This is a genomic window from Hymenobacter psychrophilus, assembly GCF_900107135.1.
Lineage (GTDB): Bacteria > Bacteroidota > Bacteroidia > Cytophagales > Hymenobacteraceae > Hymenobacter > Hymenobacter psychrophilus.
Window position 1 is genome coordinate 1 of record NZ_FNOV01000020.1, and the last position, 17,346, is coordinate 17,346.

The following is a 17,346-nucleotide window of genomic DNA, read 5'->3' on the forward strand; positions in this document are numbered from 1 at the left end:
TGCTACCCTGGCCACCGCTTCGTGCCCTTTCACCTGGCCGCGGTGCCCCTGCTTGGAGTGTACTTGCCGGGCCGGGAGGAAGCCACCCAGCCCCTGTTTTACGGCCTGTTCAATGACCAGGTCGACCTGCAGGCCCGCACCCAGGGCGACCCTGGGTACGGGGGGGAGCACTGGCAACGCCCCGCCCCGCCCGGCGGGTGGGGGGAGTGGCGCGTGGGTCCACCTGGCGCACGGGGCGACGCGCGGGCCGCCAGACACGAGGAATGAGGACGCGAGAAGGGAAGGCCCGCGCTTAGTTTAAGAAAACGGTGATTTAAACAGGCTGCGTGGTATCCATAACGCTTTACAAACAGCCACGGTCGTTTAGAAAATGTTATACCCCTGACCTCGGAATAGTGCCGGTTTTGGCCTCTCCGGGGGTGGGGCTGTCGGCGGGGTACTATCCTCATAAATACTCCCAGCTACCAGAACAGCCCAGCAGTATCAGAAGCAGGTGGCACAGCCCCGCAACTAAGGAAAGAGTAGTAGTTGCTTCCATAGTTGGGGTAGCACAATAGTAGGAACAGAAATTCCCGCTAAGAATATATTATATACTTAATACTATTAAAGCGGCTGCTATCTCCCCTCTTTGGCGCGTTGAGGCGCGTCGGCCGGGCTAGGAGTGGGCAGCGGGAGACGGCTTGGAAACGGTGCCGACTGCTTGTCCTCCGTACCAGCGACGGCGGAACCAGAAGGCTACGTTTACGAGCGCAATAAGCGCGGGCACCTCAATCAGCGGCCCGATGACGCCGGCAAAGGCTTGCCCCGAGTTGAGGCCGAACACGCCGATGGCCACGGCAATGGCTAGCTCGAAGTTGTTGCCGGTGGCGGTGAAGGCAATGCTGGCGTTTTCGGCGTAGTCGGCCCCCAGCCACTTGCCGGCCGCGAAGCTGAGCACGAACATGATGCCGAAGTATAGGACCAGCGGCAGGGCAATACGCAGCACATCCAGCGGCACTTGCACGATGGTTTCGCCCTTCAAGCTGAACATGACCACGATGGTCAGCAGCAACGCAAGTAGGGTAATGGGGCTAATGGCCGGGATATAGACCCGCTCGTACCACTCGTCGCCTTTCAGGCGGCGCAGGACGGTGCGCGAGAGGAAGCCGGCCGCGAAGGGGATGCCGAGGTAAATGAGCACGCTTGGGGCAATGTCCCCAATGCCAATGTTCACGGCGTAGCCCTTCAGGCCGAAGTAGGGGGGGAGCACGGTGATGAACAGCCAGGCTAGCACCGAGTAGAACAGCACCTGAAAGATGGAATTCAGGGCCACCAGCCCCGCCGCGTATTCGCGGCTGCCGTCGGCCAGGTCGTTCCAGACCAGCACCATGGCGATGCAGCGGGCAATGCCAATAAGAATCAACCCCATCATATACTCGGGCTTGTCAGGAAGTAGCCAGATGGCCAGCAAGAACATGAGCAGCGGGCCGAGTATCCAGTTCAAAAATAGCGACAGGCCGATAATACGCGTGTTTTTAAAGACCGTGGGCAGTTGCTCGTACTTGACCTTGGCCAGCGGCGGGTACATCATCAAAATGAGCCCCAGGGCCAGCGGCACGTTCACCGTGCCCACGGAGAAGTAGTTCACCGCCCGGTTAATGCCGGGCACGAAGTAGCCTAGAGCCACGCCGAGCACCATGGCCAGAAATATCCAGAGCGTCAGCCCCCGGTCGAGACCGGAGAGCTTCTTTTGGGCGAGAGCCGCCGCAGGGGGCGGCATGGGCAGCGACTGGGAAAGCAAATTCATAAGAAGAGAGATTAAGCGACGCCCACGGTCGGACTGCGCCGCTCCAGCAGCACCGTGTTGCGCCACACGCCATGATGCTGGCCGATGCGTTCTCGGTGCCCGACGACGCGGAACCCCGCTTGGGTGTGCAAGCCGATGCTGGCGGTATTTTCCTCAAAGGTGCCAGCCTGTAGCGTCCAGATGCCCTGCGCTTCGGATTCCTGAATCAGCGTCTGGAGCAGTTGCCGGCCCACCCCTTGCCCCCGCGCCTCGACGGCGACGTAAATGCTGGTTTCGGCCACGCCGCCGTACACGCAGCGGCCCGAGACGGGCGAGAGCGCCGCCCAGCCCAGCACCGTCCCGTCGGCGGCCAGGGCCACGAGGCGGCTATGCGCCAAATGTCCTTTATCCCACGTTTGCCAGGTGGGCGCTTGGGTTTCAAACGTGGCGTTGCCCGTCGCCATGCCGGCCTCATAGATGGCGCGCACGGCCGGCCAGTGAGCGGCGGTGAGTGGTTGGAAGGTCATGCTTGGTAATTAGTAAACTACTGATTATTAGTATGCCTTACGCAACATATCGGCATACTCATTCGGCAAGGGCGAGGCCTCGACCGCCCGCGCGGCTTGCTCTACGTCGTAGGCCACGCGCACCAACTCCGACCGGACGCTGTCGGCGTCGGTGAGGGTAGTATCCTGGTCGAGGTGCAACAGCAGGTAGGCGGCGCGTGCGTCGCCATCCTTGGGCTTGCCCACGGAGCCAATATTGAGCGCGTGTCGGTAGCGGGTTTCGCCCTCGTGCTGGTAGGGAATGGTGCGATGATAGGGCTTGTGGGTGTGCCCAAAGAGCAGAATATCCGCCCCAGCCCCTTCCAACAGGCGTAAAAAGCTGCCTTCCGGGAAGTCCTCAAACAGGTACTGGTTGATGCGGCGCGGCGAGCCGTGGACCATGAGCAGGCTGAGCGTGCAGGGTTCTTCCTGAAAGTCCAGGCGCATGTGCTTGGGCAGCAGGCGCAGGTAGCGCCGCTCGTCGCCGCCCACGACGGAATTGGTGTAGGCGATGCTTTGCGCGCCCAGGCCCTTATCTACGTCCGTCTGGTAAGCGCAGCCGCAATCCGAGCTGGCCAGGCCAATGCCCTGGTCGTAGTTGCCGGCCAGCGTCGGGATGCCCCGCCGCCGCACCTCATTCACCACTTCGTTCGGCCAGGGCGCGTAGCCCACCAGGTCGCCCAGGCAGAAAATCATGTCCGGCCGGCGCTGCTCCAGGTCGGCCAGCACCGCTTGCAGCGCCGGCAGGTTGCCGTGCACGTCGGAAAAGAAGGCAATCGTCATCAGAATGAGAGAAGGAAGGATGTAAAGCAAAACGGCGCAACCGCAGGGTTACGCCGTGGAAGGCCTTAGCAGCACCCGCCGCCCGGTGTGCAGCTGGCCACTTGCAGTTGAGGCAGGGCGAAGGCGGCATTGGGGATGCCGCAGGCGTCTTGTGCTAGGCAAGCGGTCTGCTTGGGCGTCAGCACGAAGTCGGTGCCGTCGAACGTCAAGCCAAACTTGCCGATAGTTTCCTGCTGGTATTCCACCTCGATGGCTAAATCCTCGTTGCCCAGAATCTTCTCCGACAGGTTCAGGATGTGCAGGAATTTTTGCGGGGCCAGGCGGTGGTCGTAGTCGCCGGCTTCCCAGAGCTGGAAGTTAGCCACGGTTTCCTTGCGCTCGACGCCGCCGCAGTCGATAAAGTGCTTGCTCACCAGGCCCACCTCCGTGACGTGGAAGTGCGCGGGCAGGTACTCGCCCGTGGGCAAGCGGAAATTCACGGCGTCCAGCCCCGCCAGGGACTGCTTCATCTCGGAAATGTTCATGGTTTGGAGGATTAGGATGGGAAACAAATTAGCAGGCGCAGGCATCGGCCGGCCCGCAGGCCGCGCCGGACGTGGCCTCGATGAAAAAGGCGGTGAACTGCTGCTGCACTTGCAGTAGCAGGTCGGTATTGAGGCAGTAGCAGACCGTGAGGCCATCGATTTCGCCGCGAATCAGGTCCAGCGTCTTCAGCTCCTGCAAGTGTTGGGAAACGGTGGTGCGCGAGAGCGGCAGTTCGGCGGCAATGTCGCCCGAGATGCAGGTTTGCTTGCTGGCCAGCAGCTGAATAATGGCCACCCGCGCCGGGTGGGCCAGGGCTTTGGCCACGCGGGCGAGCTGCTGCTGGTTGGCCGTGAAGGCGGCGGTTTTGGCGTAGGTCATCGGGAAACAGTAAAGTATGTCGCAAATATACGACATACAATGACGTATGTTTACGTCCCACCGTTTTTTCTTCTCTGTATGCCGGTAGAATTTCTCAGCGACGAGCAGGCTGCCCGCTACGGCCGCTATCAGGCTGACCCCACCCCGGAGCAGTTGGCCCGCTTCTTTTATTTGAGCTCCGATGACCTGGTGTTCATTGCGCGGCGGCGACGGCGGCCCAATCAGCTCGGCTGTGCCGTGCAGCTCTGCACGCTGCGCTTTTTGGGCACCTTTCTGCCCGACCCCACCCACGTGCCGGCCGTCGTGGTGGAGGCGCTGGCCGCGCAGCTCCATGTGGCGCCCGCCGAGTGGGCGGCCTACGGCAAGCGCGTCAGTACCTGGTACGAACACCAGCCGGGGGTGGTGGCTTATCTGGGTTACGCCCCCTTCGAGGCCGCGCAGGCCTTTCGGCTCACGCGCTGGCTTTACGCGCAGGTGGCCACCAGCACGGTGCGCCCCAGTGTCTTGTTTGACCTGGCCACCGCGCACTTGGTCACCCTACGCGTGGTGCTGCCCGGCGTCACGGTGCTGGCCCGCCTGATTGCGCGGGTGCGCGAGCGCACCGGCCGCCACCTCTACCGTCAAGTCGTTGCCCGGCTCAACGCGCCGCAACAGCAGGCGCTGGAGGCCCTGCTAGTCGCGTTGCCCGGGGAGCGACTCACGCCCTTGGAAGTGCTGCGCACGTCCCCCACCCGGGTTTCCGCGCCCGCGCTGGTGGCCGCGCTCCGACGCCTGGACCAGGTGCGGACCCTCGGGGTCAGCGATGTGTCCCTGCGCGACCTGCCGGAGGCCCGGCTGGCGCGCATGGCCCGGCACGCGCAGCTGGCCTGGGCCCAGCCGCTCTTGCGCATGGGGCAGGAGCGCCGCTTGGCCACGCTACTGGCCTTCGTACAGGCGCTGGAACGCACGGCCACCGACGACATTTTGGAGTTGTTCGACGGGCTGATGAGCGCGCTGGCGCTTCGTGGGGAAGCCAAACGCCGGCGCGAGCGGCTACGCTCGCTCAAAGACCTGGACCAAGCCGCGCTACTGTTGCAGCAGGCCGTGCGTATCCTGCTGGATGAATCAGTGCCTGATGCAGCCCTGCGGCAGCGAGTACTCGGCACCCTCGGCGAAACGGCGCTCCGGGAAGCCGCGGACGCCGTGCAGGAATTGGCCAGCAGCGAGGACGACCCGATGCTCCAGGTGCTGGCCGGCAGCTATGCCACCGTCCGCCGCTTTTTGCCCGCGTTGCTCAGTGGCCTGGTATTCGACGGCTCCCCGTCGGCCAATTCCCTGCTCGATGCCTGGCACTTCTTACAGGAGCAGGAAAAGCCCGGCCGGGGCCGGCTCAAGTGGGCCGCTGCCCCCGCAGCAGTTATTCCCAAAAGTTGGGCGCGGCGGGTGTTTCCGGCCAAAGGTGAGGTAAATCCGCAGGCCTATACCCTGTGCGTGCTCGACCGGCTGCACCAGGCCTTGCGCCGCCGCGAGGTCTTCGTGCCGAGCAGTGAGCGCTACGGCGACCCGCGGGCCGAGCTGCTCCGGGGCGAGGTTTGGGAGGCGGCGCGGGATTCGGTGGCCCGGGCCCTGGACCGCTCCACCGACCCGGCCGTGGAACTGGCCCGGCTGCAAGAGCAGCTGCACGCGGCCTACACCGAAGTGAGTGCCAACCTGGCCCAGAATACGGCCTTGCAGCTGCTAGACGAAGGCGGCCTGCCTTACATCACCCTGACGCCTCTGGCCGCCCGGGAAGAACCGGCCAGCCTGACGCACTTGCGCGAGCAGCTGGCCGGGCAGCTGCCCCCGGTCGAGTTGGCCGCGCTGCTGCTGGAAGTGGAGGCCTTCACCGGCTTTGCCAGCGCCTTCACCCACGTGGCCGATGGGCAAACGGCCGCCACGGACCTGCCACTGAGCATCTGCGCCGTGCTGCTGGCCCAGGCCTGCAACATCGGCCTCAAAACCGTAGCCCGGGCCGAAGTGCCGGCCCTGACGCTGCCGCGCCTCTCGTGGGTACAGCAAAACTACGTGCGGGCCGAAACCCTGACAGTGGCCAATGCCCGGCTGGTGGACGGCCAGGCGCAGCTGCCCCTGGCGCAGGCCTGGGGCGGTGGGGAAGTCGCGTCGGCCGATGGGATGCGCTTCGTGGTGCCCGTGCGCACCATTTACGCGGGCTGGAATAGCAAGTATTTTGCCTCCCAACGCGGGGTTACCTATTACAACTTCACCAGTAACCAGTTCTCGGGTTTCCACGGCATCGTGATTCCCGGTACCCTGCGCGACTCGCTCTTCATCCTGGCCGGGCTGCTGGAACAGCAAACCAGCCTGGACCCGCGCGAAATCATGGCCGATACGCACGGCTTCAGTGAAGTGGTATTCGGGCTCTTTTCCTTGCTGGGCTTCCGCTTCAGTCCCCGCTTGGCCGACTTGCCGGACCAGCGGTTCTGGCGCCTCCAAAAAGAGGATGACTACGGGCCGCTCGACGAGCTAGGCCGCCACGTCATCAATGCCCGGCTCATCGCCGAGCACTGGGACGATATGCTGCGGCTGGCCGGCTCACTCAAACTGGGCAAGGTCAAAGCCACCGCCGTCATGCGCACGCTGCAACGTGGCGGTTCGCTCTCGGGCCTGGGGCGGGCCGTGGCCGAATTAGGCCGGGTGGAGAAAACCCTCTACCTGCTGGCCTACGTCCACGACGAGGCCTACCGCCGGCGCATCCTAGTGCAGCTCAACCGGGGCGAAGGCCGCCACGCGCTGGCCCGCGCCGTCTTTCACGGCAAGAAGGGCGAGCTGCGCCAACGCTACCGCGAGGGCATGGAAGACCAATTAGGCGCGTTAGGACTGGTCGTGAATGCGCTCGTGCTATGGAACACGCGGTATTTACAGCAAGCCTTAGCACAGTGGCCGGCAACGGAAGGACCGCTGGCACCCGATGACGTAGCCCGCCTGTCGCCTTTGCTGCACGAACACGTCAATATGCTGGGACGCTACGATTTTACGCTCCCCGAGAGGATTGCGGCCGGCGAGCTGCGCCCGTTGCGCAACCCCGAAAACTGGCAGGAGCGGTTTGCGCCCGTGGAATAAAGCGGCTGGCAGCCCCCGAGCGGAGCCGTTATACCAGGTATTTGTGCATCGTTGCCACGGGGATGCCGGTAGCCGCCTGAATCTTTTTAAAGCTCAGGCCGGTGCTCCGCAGCCGGCGTAGTTCGGCAATCACCTCGGGGGCCAGGGCGGGGCGGCCCGGCTTCTTGCTGCTGCGGGCCTGCCCGGTTTTGATGCGCTCCGAGAATCGCACCCGCTCCTGCTTGGCGATGGCGGCCAGAAAGCCGATGATGGCATCCCGGAACAAGCCCGTGCTGTCCAGGTATTGCTCGGTGAAGGACTTGAACTGCACCCCCGCCGCTGTAAGTCGTTGTAGGTGATTCAGCGTTTCGGTCACGCCCTCGCGGCTAAAGCGGTCCAGGGCCCAGAACAGCACCACGTCAAAGCGCCGCTGGTGCGCATCAGCGAAGAGCTGCTGGAATTGGGGCCGCTCGGCGTTGCCGCCGCTTTCCTGGTCCGTGTACTCTTTGTAAATGGAGTAGCCCAGCCGCTGGGCGAAGTCGCGCAGCTCGCGCAATTGGTTTTCGTTGGTCTGCCCCTTGTCCTTGGTGCTGACGCGGGCGTAAATCGCGGCCCTCATCAAAGGGTGAGTGCTGGAAAGCTCATTCGCAAAACTACTGTTTCTCGAATGGAATCAGCACAGGCCTTGTATGCCCTGAGAAGGGCGTTTTAAGGGCCAGTTTTGGTGAGGGTTTTTCGAACACTTTTTTCAGTACCTACGCCGGGTGAATGTTGAAGGCCCGGCGGCCTGCTTTTCCGAATCGACCCGCTTAGTATTAAGTATACCATATACTCTTAGCGGGAATTTCTGTTCCTACTATTGTACTACCCCTAGTTTGTCGTACCATCTTCCTTAGTTGGCGGCATTCCGGTTACACTTCCACTTGTATCCCAACGAACCACCTAACCCTCGACCTACGGAAAGAGCATTGGCTTCTTCCGCCGCAAAACGCACTGTTTTCCGCTCATAGCATTTGACATGAGGATTAGAGTACGTTTTCTGAGATGTACCAATGGCTCAGGATGCACTAGCGTTGTTTTCCGTTCCTACTATTGTGCGACCCCAGCAGCTACAAGTCGAGGATTCGAGCCTTTACCTGCCCGCTTCTGATGCGAGCCACGACGCTTTCAACGGATTGGTCATACTCGGCTTCTGAGGCGAATATGGGGTGTTGAAAAGGTTGTAAGGAACGAGCATTCGAACACACGTCAGTAGCCGGTTTCCTTCCGATGCCAACGATCCGAAGACGCTTTTTGGTTATCTTTTTCATTGCTTGAGCTGCCCGAGGCGCCATAGTTCAGAAGTGGGTGATGTATACAAAGAGCCCCCGGCTGGTGGAACAACCGGGGGCTCTGAAGCGGGTGCTGGTACACCCTAACTTCTCGTCTATGAAACGGGACACCCAAAGTTAACAATTGGGGCATAATCACTGCTGAACGCTAAAATCATTCCCCAATGCTCAGCCCTTGCTCGCGAGACAGCTCCAGTTCCATCGCCCGAGTGCCACGCTGGCGGAAATGCGCTCCGCTTTCCTCGATGTGGTTATCACTCTCCTTGATAAGCCCGAAATAAGTGTGGATTTTGTCTATTTCCCGACTTTCTGTGCTGTATTCGACCTTTACTGTGTGCTGCTCGGGGTCAATACCTAGGATACGCAAATCGAGCTTTCTAAGCTCTTTAACCATTTTGACGCCCACTTCCTCGTTGTGGTAGTGGATAATCGCACTAAGGGGCGGATTGGGGTCTTTCTGACGGTCTTTCTCGCTGGCCTGCAGCCGGGCTTGCACCACTTCGTGTGCTGTGCCCATGCCTAGCTCCTTGGCCAGCTCGTAAAAGCGCTTTACGTCCTGGTGGCGGGCCTTACTTCCCTCAACCCCGCGAATGAGCCCGAGCGGAGCCATTTCCTCGGCTATGTTGGTTTGCATATCACGCATTTTTTCTCGGCCGCCCAAAAAAGCCCGGCAATTCAGCCTGCCCCGCTCGTCCACTGGGACCACCGTGGCGTGAAAATGGGGGCTAGACTCGTCCAAGTGCAGCTGCACGTTCACCACGTTCTCTCGCCCATACGTCTTGTCCAGCCAGGCCAGCGTGTGGTCTATAAACCCGTTCAGGCGGTCCTCATCCACCTGGCTTACGGGCAAGAGCCAGGACGTGGTTTCCGCCGTGGACCGTGGGCTATAATTTCCATCCTCCTTGAAAAAATTTAAAAACTCAGGACTAACCGCAATCAAATGTTCAATGCACAATACGGCATTTTTTTTCGGCTTGCCATTTACCTTCTCCAGCTCTGCCAGACGGCTATCTACGTCGGCCAAGAGGTCAGCACTACCGCGCAGAATTTCGTTCTGGTGGGTCAGATCGGGGTCCGCATTTGGGGTGTCCCGAGTCCGTTGAAGGTGTTGGCCTAGACTGGCGATGTTGCCTTTTGTTTTCTGTTTTGCGGTGCGCAGGATGATGTAGGCCATTGGGGTAAAGAAGGCAGTGGAGAAGAAAATGGGTGCAGCTGGCCGCAGTCATAAGACTAGAATTAAAATAGTCGTCAGGGACGAACGTAACAACGATAATCCAACGCTAACTCGTTAGCGTTGGATTATCGTTGTGTAGTGAGTACACAACGCTTGAATAACGCTACCTATATAGTTCCCCAACGCTAACTACCCTTTGCTAGGAGATTCCCCCACTGTCTTCTTTTTCTTTTCCGCTGCCTTCTTTTTGCGGTTTTCTTCTTGGTCCATTCGCTTGGAAACCTCCTGGACTACCCCATCCATCACTAGGTCAGTCAGCTCATTTAGCCGGCTAAAATACAGCTCGCCTAAACGCTCTCTCCCAATTCCAAGCGCTTCCAAATGATGGAGCAACCCCCAAGAATAGGTGGTCGCTTTTCGGGTAAGCTCAACCATATGACGTTCCCGTGCTGTCGTCGCTTTCCCGATTAAATCGCTGGCGTTGTTCTTTTCCCAATGCGCAACCCGGCACGTCGTCCCACAGAACTCTTTCGTTTTGCGCTTGGCTTGGAACTCTATCCCGCAGTTTAAGCAATTCCCTATCATATGCGCAAAGTACAAATGGATTTTTACATCGCCACGCCCTTTTTCTAAAGGTCAATCATTTTGTTAGCTAGTTCACTTTACTGTCTGCGCCATTACGGGGAGCCTAGTCAGCCGCTCGTCATTCACCCTGGCCACCACTGCTCCAGACGACTAAGCCGAATATTAAGGTGCTAGTTGAGCGAGCTCCTGGCCTTCGATAGATCCCTTTAACACGACCATTCCATTCTATCTCCAAGATCTCCTTCTACTCGCTCGTCTAATAAAGGTCTCCATGCCGGACGAACCTTCCTATTTGCCCCCTCGCTCCTAACCACTTCATACTGGCCAACCAGATTTCGACTCGAGCTATCCAGCCGATGCTTTAATCCGATTTGGCCTACCTATAGCAGTTCAATACCAACCTACAGGCGAACTATCTCATCTGGCTACTCCTACTCAAAAATTGTTCTCATAGGAGGCCTGGTATCAGTTGGTTTGGTTAAGCCTAAGATTCTATCGCAGAGATTCTGCGATGGCCTTGGTTACCACCTGATGCAGGTACTTGAGGTATCAATATATTATGTGTACTTAAAAAGAGATATTTCCTTAACTATCTTAAAGATAGAATCTTGCAAACTAGATGTACATGTAATTAACAGGTTTTGTACGTATATACGCACAGAGTCTATAGAACGTCCTTCGCAAAGTTGGCCTCAATGATAAAGCAGAGCTTAAGCAGGTTTTTCAGTTATTTCTTGTTCGTATATACGTACAAAACCTGTTAATTCATTGCCATCTTACAAAGCGCTGTATGATTAAAGTTAAATTTTTTAATGTTTATGTTAAATTAATAAGCATTATCTGTCATTTTAGGGCCCAAACTGACTTTTGGGAAGATTTGTTAGTTGAGTTTGAGAACTTCTGAGAAGGGTAAGGAACACCAATCATTGGTTTAAGCTACTTATGCAAACTACCATATCAATTAAGTACTAATAAATAGTATTAAAGTGCAAATCATTATTTTGTACTATTTTAACGCCTTTTTTTGTTGTTTTCCCTATACCACCTAGTATAAACTTACCTTTTTAAATGCTTTTTTTTTGGTATCAACAATCTTGTTGATATTTTTTTTATTTACCCTATTTGCAGAAGACATAACAGCATAAAAGTGAGACTAATAGGGCCTTCAACTAACAGGTTATGTCCGTGAACTAACAGGTTATGTCCGTGAACTAACAGGTTATGTCCGTGAACTAACAGGTTATGTCCGTTAAACTAACAGGCTATGTCCGTGAACTAACAGGAAACAATAATTAGCTGTTAGTTCATGGCTGTTTATTATATTTGGATAACCTTGCTTTCCCTCTGACTATGCCTATTAAATCTGGTTCCATCCGTGTATCATCATCAGTTACAAAACTGCCGCAGCCCAGTTCGGGTGAAATTAGGCAGCACAATGCTCTCACCACGGCCCGGTACGACATGACCTCACTGGAGATGGATATCATGTTCGCCTTACTCTCACGCCTAAATAAAAATGACAAACCGGGTACTATGTACCGCTTAAGAGTTCACGAACTTGAGCAACTCACGGGCAGGGAGTGGAATTACAGCCGACTGGGACCAGCAGTCGAGGCGTTGGTTGGACGTAGCTACCATATCGACGAGGGGGAAGGGTCTTGGCTTAAGGTAGGGATGCTAGCTTCAGCCGAGTACATTAATCACCACGGCGTCATTGAACTTGAGATTTCGGAGAAGCTGCGTCCCTACCTCATCGATTTAAAGAGCAACTTCACGAGCTTCCAACTGCAAGCTGTGCTCAATTTGACCAGTAAGTATGCAAAGCGTATTTATGAGTTAGTCTCGCAATGGAAGGACATTGGCGAAACGAAAATCTATTCATTTGACAACTTCAAATACATGCTAAGCCTGAAGGACCCAGCGGGCAAGGAGGCTGAACAATACACTCAGATATCTCATTTGAGGAAAAACGTACTGGATATTGCCGTTAAACAAATTAATGAGCACACCGAATTTACAATTTCCTACAAGTTGGGCAAGGTTGGGCGCTCCTATCAGAACATCCGCTTTTACGTGGTCAAGCAGGAACCCGAGCAACTACCCATTCCATTTGAACTCAGCCCAGATGATGCCCGCATGCTAAGGGCACGTAACAATCTCGAAGATTTGGAAATCATAGACCCGACACTGGTCAAACACATTCTCTCGACCGAGAAGCTGTTGGAAAAGCTATTCGCGTTTGTCTATAAGGTTAAAACGGGTAAAATTAAAGCCACCAGCAATCCGGGAGGACTCTTTCTTAAAATGCACGGCCTAGCAGGACAAAAAAAGCATGTGAGCCAGCCAGAGAGGTAGCATAATTGCAAGGACGGAAAATGAGATGTTAGCGCCTGCTCTCTACCTGTCGTCCCAGTTGGATGCGTTGCCGGCGTTCCTGCTCTTGTGCACGGGTTTGAGCAGGACGAGGTGGAGCGGGAGCTGCACCAGCAAACAGCAAGTCCAGTGCTTCCGTCAGCGCTTGCTTCTGAGAGTAGGTATAGTCACCTTGCGCGCGTCGGGCATGGACGTAATCCCGTAACTGCTCCAAGTGGCCACAACTCAATACGAAGGTTTGGCACACGCTTTCGGGCTCCGGAGCAGCAGTAACGTCAGATGACGACCCTAATCTATCGCTATCGGGTATACCAATGTTACCCATATTACCATAGTTACCGGTATTATGAGTATTACTAACTGCTTTTGCCTTATCAACTGCTTTTTTCGTAGGCATTGGCTCGTCGGTAAGAGGGTCGCACTATTTTCTCTTTCGTTCATACTATCGATTTTAGCTTTTTTGCTGTATCAAAGAAGAGTATCTCGTAATACTTACATCCATCTTACTACCCAAATAACAATCGGAGAGCAGTAGGAAGTTTGATTAAAGAAGAAAGTTATACTAAATTATTTAGTAGTATTGTGTAACTGGCTCAGCCATCTTTGCGCTATGACTACCATCGAATTAATCGACGTGGGTACGCCCACTACCACGCTCTGGCTGCCGGTTTATGCCTCGCTGGTACCCTGCGGCTTCCCCTCCCCGGCCTCCGATGAGTTGGAAGAGCTTTTCGACCTTAACCGCTTGCTCTTCCGCCATCCGGAGGCTACTTACCTGATCCGAGTATCCGGTGAGAGCATGCAGGGGGCAGAAATTCACGCCGGCGACCTGCTGGCCGTTGACAAGCACATTGAGGCCGACCACAACCACATCGTCGTGGCCGTGATCGAAGGTGAATGCACCGTCAAGCGCCTCGTACGCCGTGGTTCCAACTGGTGGCTACAGGCCGAAAACCCCGCCTACCCCGATTACCCCATTACGGAACCCGAGAACCTACGAATATGGGGTGTCGTCACCCACGTCGTCCACGAGCTCATTCCCGGCAAGCTCACCGCCTTGCTCCGCAGCCGCGACTGATTTTTCAAGCTTGAGCTGATAACTCCAGCTCAAGCCTCCCCAGAATGAGAGCTAACAGCCAGCAGCTGTCAGCTACTAGCTCACCACCCATGTACGGTCTCGTCGACGGTAACAACTTCTACGTCTCCTGCGAGCGGGTCTTCCAGCCCCGCCTCGAAGGGCGCCCCGTCGTGGTGCTGTCCAATAACGATGGCAACGTCGTCAGCCGCTCCGCTGAAGCCAAACAGCTCGGCATTGCCATGGGGGCTCCCTTCTTCGAGGTGCGCGAGGTGCTGCGGCGCCACCAGGGCCACGTGCTTAGCTCCAACTACCCCCTCTACGGCGACATGAGCCGCCGCGTCATGGCTCGCCTGGCCGACCAGGTGCCGGCCGTTGAAGTCTACAGCATCGATGAGGCCTTCCTCGACCTGCACGGCCTGACCACGTTCTGCGGCACGCTCGACGTCCGGGCCCGGCGCATCCGGCAAGACGTCCTGCGCTGTACCGGCATCCCGACCTGCGTGGGCATGGCCCCCACCAAAACGCTGGCCAAGGTGGCCAACCGCCTGGCCAAGAAGTATCCCGAGTTGCAGGGCATCCTGCGTCTCGATACTGAAACCCGCCGTGAACGGGCCCTGCGTGCCCTGCCCGTGGAGGACGTCTGGGGGATAGGTCGCCAGTATGCAGCCAGGCTGTATACCCACGGGCTGCGCACGGCCTGGGATCTGAGTCAGGTATCCGAAGCCTGGACCCGTAAATACCTGGGCGGCGTGGTCGGCTGGCGGCTGGTGCAGGAGTTGCGCGGTCAACCTTGCCAGAACCTGAACCCTTCTGAAGACGGCACCCTCGCCCGTCAGAGCATCAGCTGCTCGCGCTCCTTCGGCCAGCGCCTGACTTGCTTCGACGACCTGTGGGGGGCCGTGAGCACGTACCTGAGTCGAGCCGCTGAGAAGCTGCGCGACCAGGGCGACCAGGCCCATATCCTCACCGTCTTTCTCAGCCAGGACCGCCACGATACCCGTATCCCCCCGCCCTACACCCGCTCCACTACTCTTACCCTACCCGGCGGCCCCACTGCCGATACGCTTCGGCTGCTGGCCTATGGGCGGCGGATGCTGGGGAAGCTCTACGAGCCCGGCCGCCGCTACGTCAAAGCCGGAGTCGTACTTGACGGCCTCGAACCGCCCGACCGTGGCCAGCAACTCAGCCTGTTTGCCCCCGCCGCTCCGGCAACCGGCCGACTCGCAGCTACCCCCGAATCCGACGCCCGCGCCCGGCAGCTCATGCACAGCCTCGATTCCCTCAACCGCCAGTTTGGCCGTGGCACCGTGCGCCCTGCCGCCAGCGTGGCCCCGCCGGCTGCTCCCGGCCAGCCCGCCGCGCCCTGGCTCGGCCGTGCCGAGCACCGCAGCCCCGCCTATACCACCCGGCTGGAAGACTTACTGATGGTTAGCTAATTGCCTCAGTAAAAGACAAGCTGAAGCCTGCAGCAGCTCCCAGGCAAGCCCATTAACTTTACGCCATGCACGCACGTTTCCCGTTACGCTCTCGTGGCAGCCCTGGCCTTTACCAGCGCCGCCTGCTCTACTACCGAAGATCCCACCCCGGCCCAGACTCCGGCAACCCCGCTGACCGAGCACCTGATCCTGGGTAACCCCAGCGGCGCCACCGCCGACATCAACCAGCCCACCAACTACCTACTCAGCAAGTCGCAATACGCGCTTAGCTACCACCGCGACCGGGGCATCCCTACCTGGGTCAGCTGGCACCTCGACGCCACCTGGCGCGGCTCCGCTGCCCGCCAGGACGACTTCCGGGCCGACAATACCCTGCCCGCCGGCTGGTACCAGGTCAGCGCCACCAGCTACACGGGCTCAGGTTTCGACCGCGGCCACCAGTGTCCCTCAGCCGACCGCACCAATACCGTAGCCAACAACTCGGCCACCTTCCTGATGAGCAACATGGTGCCCCAGGCCCCGCGCAATAACCAGCAGACGTGGGCTAACCTCGAAGACTACACCCGCACCTTCCTCAGCGCCGGCAACGAGGTTTACGTTATCTGCGGGGGCTACGGAAAGGGCGGTACCGGCTCCAACGGGTTCCAAACTACGCTCGACCAGGGCCGCGTCACCGTCCCCGCCCGCCTCTGGAAAGTGGTCGTCGTCCTGCCTAATGGGGAAAATGATGCCACCCGCCTCACCAGCAGCACCCGCGTCATCGCTATCGATACGCCCAACGACAACTCCACCAACACCAACTGGGGTCAATACCGTGTCAGCGTTGACGCCATTGAAGCCGCCACGGGCCTCGACCTGCTGTCCGCCGTGCCCATAGCGGTGCAGCAAGTGCTAGAGACCGGCGTGGATAGCGGGCCAACGCAGTAGTTTAGCCTCCTTATTGCCTCACCTTATGCAAACCCCTCCCCTGGCCCGGCTCTACCGCGCCAGCCTGCCCCTGGCCCTGCTGGGCCTCGCCCTTTCGAGCTGCGGCAAGCCCTCGTCCCCGCCCCGCGAAGTGCTCCCCCCTGTTACCGAAACCGGCTTGAATAAAGCGGGGGCCATGGTAAACGGCACGGTCTGGCGGGCCCTCTCCGCCAATCTGTTCGGCCCCCAGGCCATGCGGGCCCACGTCTTTCGCACGACCGGCAGTGGCCGCGGCTTTGAAGTGTCGCTCTCGCTCACGCGCCAGGCCCCGGAAGGCAGCGAAAAATATTACCCCTACCCCGACTCCAACATTTCCTTCTTCCTGCCCTCGGTGCTGGCTCCCGGCACCTTTGCCCTCGACCAAGCCGTTACGCGGCCCTTCCCGTCTGAGCAGGGCCGCTACGGCTTGTTCTCCGACTACTCGACCAGCCCCATCGGATACTACCCCACCGGCACGGCTCAGGGCCAGGGCCAGCTGGTGATTTCGCGCTTCGATACCGTGGCGCGGGTCGTGGCCGGCACCTTCGAGTTTACGGGCCAGCGCGACGCCACGCTCATCACCATTACGCAGGGTCGGTTTGATATAAGCTACTAAGCCGCCCTGTTAGCTGTTTTTTCCATTTCCCCACTTTCAATTGTTGCCCTTTCTGCCTGAATGTGGCACATGGGCGGCGTCCGTACTGCTCTCTCCGGACTCGATTGATATTCACCCGCTAGCTGCATAAGACAGTCCTAAAGTCAAAAGGCCACCCCTGCAGGGGTGGCCTTTTGGCTTTGAAACTGCACTCTCCTTGCTTGAGCTCAGGGAAACAGATCTGTTCACTCGCTATTGCCGGTCTGCCGCCCTTGACGAATGCGCTGACCATGTTGCAACTGCTGCTCGCGCACCTTGTCGGGACGGGGAGGCACTGAACCTACCGTGGCAAAAAGCAAGTCCAACGCCTCTTGCAACGCTTGCCTCTGTGAGTAGTTGTACTCCCCCTCCACCCGGCGCACGTGCACGTAATCTCGCAGCCTTTCCAGATGCCCTGGACTCAGAACGAATGTCTGCCGTACACCAGGAGAAGACATGACCTCATTGTCACCACTGGATTCTGGAGCAACAGCAGCGGCACGCTCCGTGCCCCTCTTTTTATTACCGGTGTTATTAGTGTTACCAATATTATTTGAGTTAACAGTGTTACCTATGTTATTACCCTTCTGCTGTCTTGTAGCAGGCTTTTCTACCAATGATGTATCATCACTGAGGTCGAAAAAGTCACGTTCTGAAGTGGGCTTGCTGGCCTTAACTTCACTGGAATTCGGCAGGTTTTTGAAAGTCTTAGCCAT

Annotated in this window: 15 protein-coding genes; 7 read left to right on the forward strand and 8 right to left on the reverse strand. The window is 58.1% G+C overall.

The window, feature by feature from the left end; translation table 11 throughout:
* The coding region (locus tag BLW21_RS19790; protein ID WP_217633895.1) for a hypothetical protein at nucleotides 1-267 on the forward strand (267 nt) is incomplete at its 5' end.
* 388 nt (nucleotides 268-655) lie between these two features.
* Here BLW21_RS19790 and arsB read toward each other — a convergent pair.
* The 5 genes from arsB to BLW21_RS19815 form a co-directional block, all read right to left on the reverse strand.
* On the reverse strand, nucleotides 656-1,786 hold the full coding sequence (gene arsB / locus BLW21_RS19795) for an ACR3 family arsenite efflux transporter (protein ID WP_317040247.1): 1,131 nt from the start codon (nucleotides 1,784-1,786) through the stop codon (nucleotides 656-658).
* A gap of 11 nt (nucleotides 1,787-1,797) precedes the next feature.
* A complete protein-coding gene (locus BLW21_RS19800; RefSeq protein ID WP_092743661.1) occupies nucleotides 1,798-2,292 on the reverse strand; it encodes a GNAT family N-acetyltransferase in 495 nt (164 codons plus the stop codon).
* A 27-nt stretch (nucleotides 2,293-2,319) separates the two neighbouring features.
* Nucleotides 2,320-3,093 carry a metallophosphoesterase family protein gene (locus BLW21_RS19805; protein WP_092743663.1) on the reverse strand — a complete coding sequence of 258 codons (774 nt, stop codon included), beginning with the start codon at nucleotides 3,091-3,093 and terminating at the stop codon, nucleotides 2,320-2,322.
* 65 nt (nucleotides 3,094-3,158) lie between these two features.
* Nucleotides 3,159-3,617 (reverse strand): DUF6428 family protein, encoded by a 459-nt coding sequence (locus BLW21_RS19810; RefSeq protein WP_092743665.1) that lies wholly within the window; start codon nucleotides 3,615-3,617, stop codon nucleotides 3,159-3,161.
* A gap of 28 nt (nucleotides 3,618-3,645) precedes the next feature.
* Nucleotides 3,646-3,996: an ArsR/SmtB family transcription factor gene (locus tag BLW21_RS19815; RefSeq protein WP_092743667.1), complete on the reverse strand. Its 351-nt coding sequence runs from the start codon at nucleotides 3,994-3,996 to the stop codon at nucleotides 3,646-3,648.
* A gap of 78 nt (nucleotides 3,997-4,074) precedes the next feature.
* On the opposite strand from BLW21_RS19815, the gene BLW21_RS19820 reads away from it, so the two are divergent.
* Complete coding sequence (locus BLW21_RS19820) at nucleotides 4,075-7,095, forward strand: Tn3 family transposase (protein ID WP_092743669.1); 3,021 nt, start codon at nucleotides 4,075-4,077, stop codon at nucleotides 7,093-7,095.
* Nucleotides 7,096-7,123: 28 nt separating this feature from the next.
* Here the strand turns inward: BLW21_RS19820 and BLW21_RS19825 are convergent, their stop codons facing one another.
* Both BLW21_RS19825 and mobV read right to left on the reverse strand, forming a co-directional pair.
* A complete protein-coding gene (locus tag BLW21_RS19825) occupies nucleotides 7,124-7,693 on the reverse strand; it encodes a recombinase family protein (protein ID WP_092743671.1) in 570 nt (189 codons plus the stop codon).
* An 866-nt stretch (nucleotides 7,694-8,559) separates the two neighbouring features.
* Nucleotides 8,560-9,579 (reverse strand): MobV family relaxase, encoded by a 1,020-nt coding sequence (gene mobV / locus BLW21_RS19830; protein WP_092743673.1) that lies wholly within the window; start codon nucleotides 9,577-9,579, stop codon nucleotides 8,560-8,562.
* A 1,935-nt stretch (nucleotides 9,580-11,514) separates the two neighbouring features.
* Between mobV and BLW21_RS19840 the strand changes: the two genes are divergently transcribed.
* The 5 genes from BLW21_RS19840 (at nucleotide 11,515) to BLW21_RS19865 (ending at nucleotide 16,612) form a co-directional block, all read left to right on the forward strand.
* Nucleotides 11,515-12,519, forward strand: a complete 1,005-nt coding sequence (locus tag BLW21_RS19840) for a replication initiation protein (protein ID WP_092743677.1) — start codon at nucleotides 11,515-11,517, stop codon at nucleotides 12,517-12,519.
* A gap of 628 nt (nucleotides 12,520-13,147) precedes the next feature.
* A complete protein-coding gene (locus BLW21_RS19850; protein WP_092743681.1) occupies nucleotides 13,148-13,615 on the forward strand; it encodes a LexA family protein in 468 nt (155 codons plus the stop codon).
* 89 nt (nucleotides 13,616-13,704) lie between these two features.
* Entirely contained in the window at nucleotides 13,705-15,051 is a 1,347-nt protein-coding gene (locus BLW21_RS19855; protein ID WP_092743683.1) for a Y-family DNA polymerase, read from the forward strand.
* A gap of 93 nt (nucleotides 15,052-15,144) precedes the next feature.
* The gene (locus tag BLW21_RS19860) at nucleotides 15,145-15,978 is read left to right on the forward strand and encodes a DNA/RNA non-specific endonuclease (RefSeq protein ID WP_092743685.1); all 834 of its coding nucleotides are present in this window, start codon (nucleotides 15,145-15,147) and stop codon (nucleotides 15,976-15,978) included.
* 25 nt (nucleotides 15,979-16,003) lie between these two features.
* Complete coding sequence (locus BLW21_RS19865; protein ID WP_092743687.1) at nucleotides 16,004-16,612, forward strand: Riean_0653 family protein; 609 nt, start codon at nucleotides 16,004-16,006, stop codon at nucleotides 16,610-16,612.
* A gap of 224 nt (nucleotides 16,613-16,836) precedes the next feature.
* Here the strand turns inward: BLW21_RS19865 and BLW21_RS19870 are convergent, their stop codons facing one another.
* Nucleotides 16,837-17,346 (reverse strand): hypothetical protein, encoded by a 510-nt coding sequence (locus BLW21_RS19870; RefSeq protein ID WP_092743689.1) that lies wholly within the window; start codon nucleotides 17,344-17,346, stop codon nucleotides 16,837-16,839.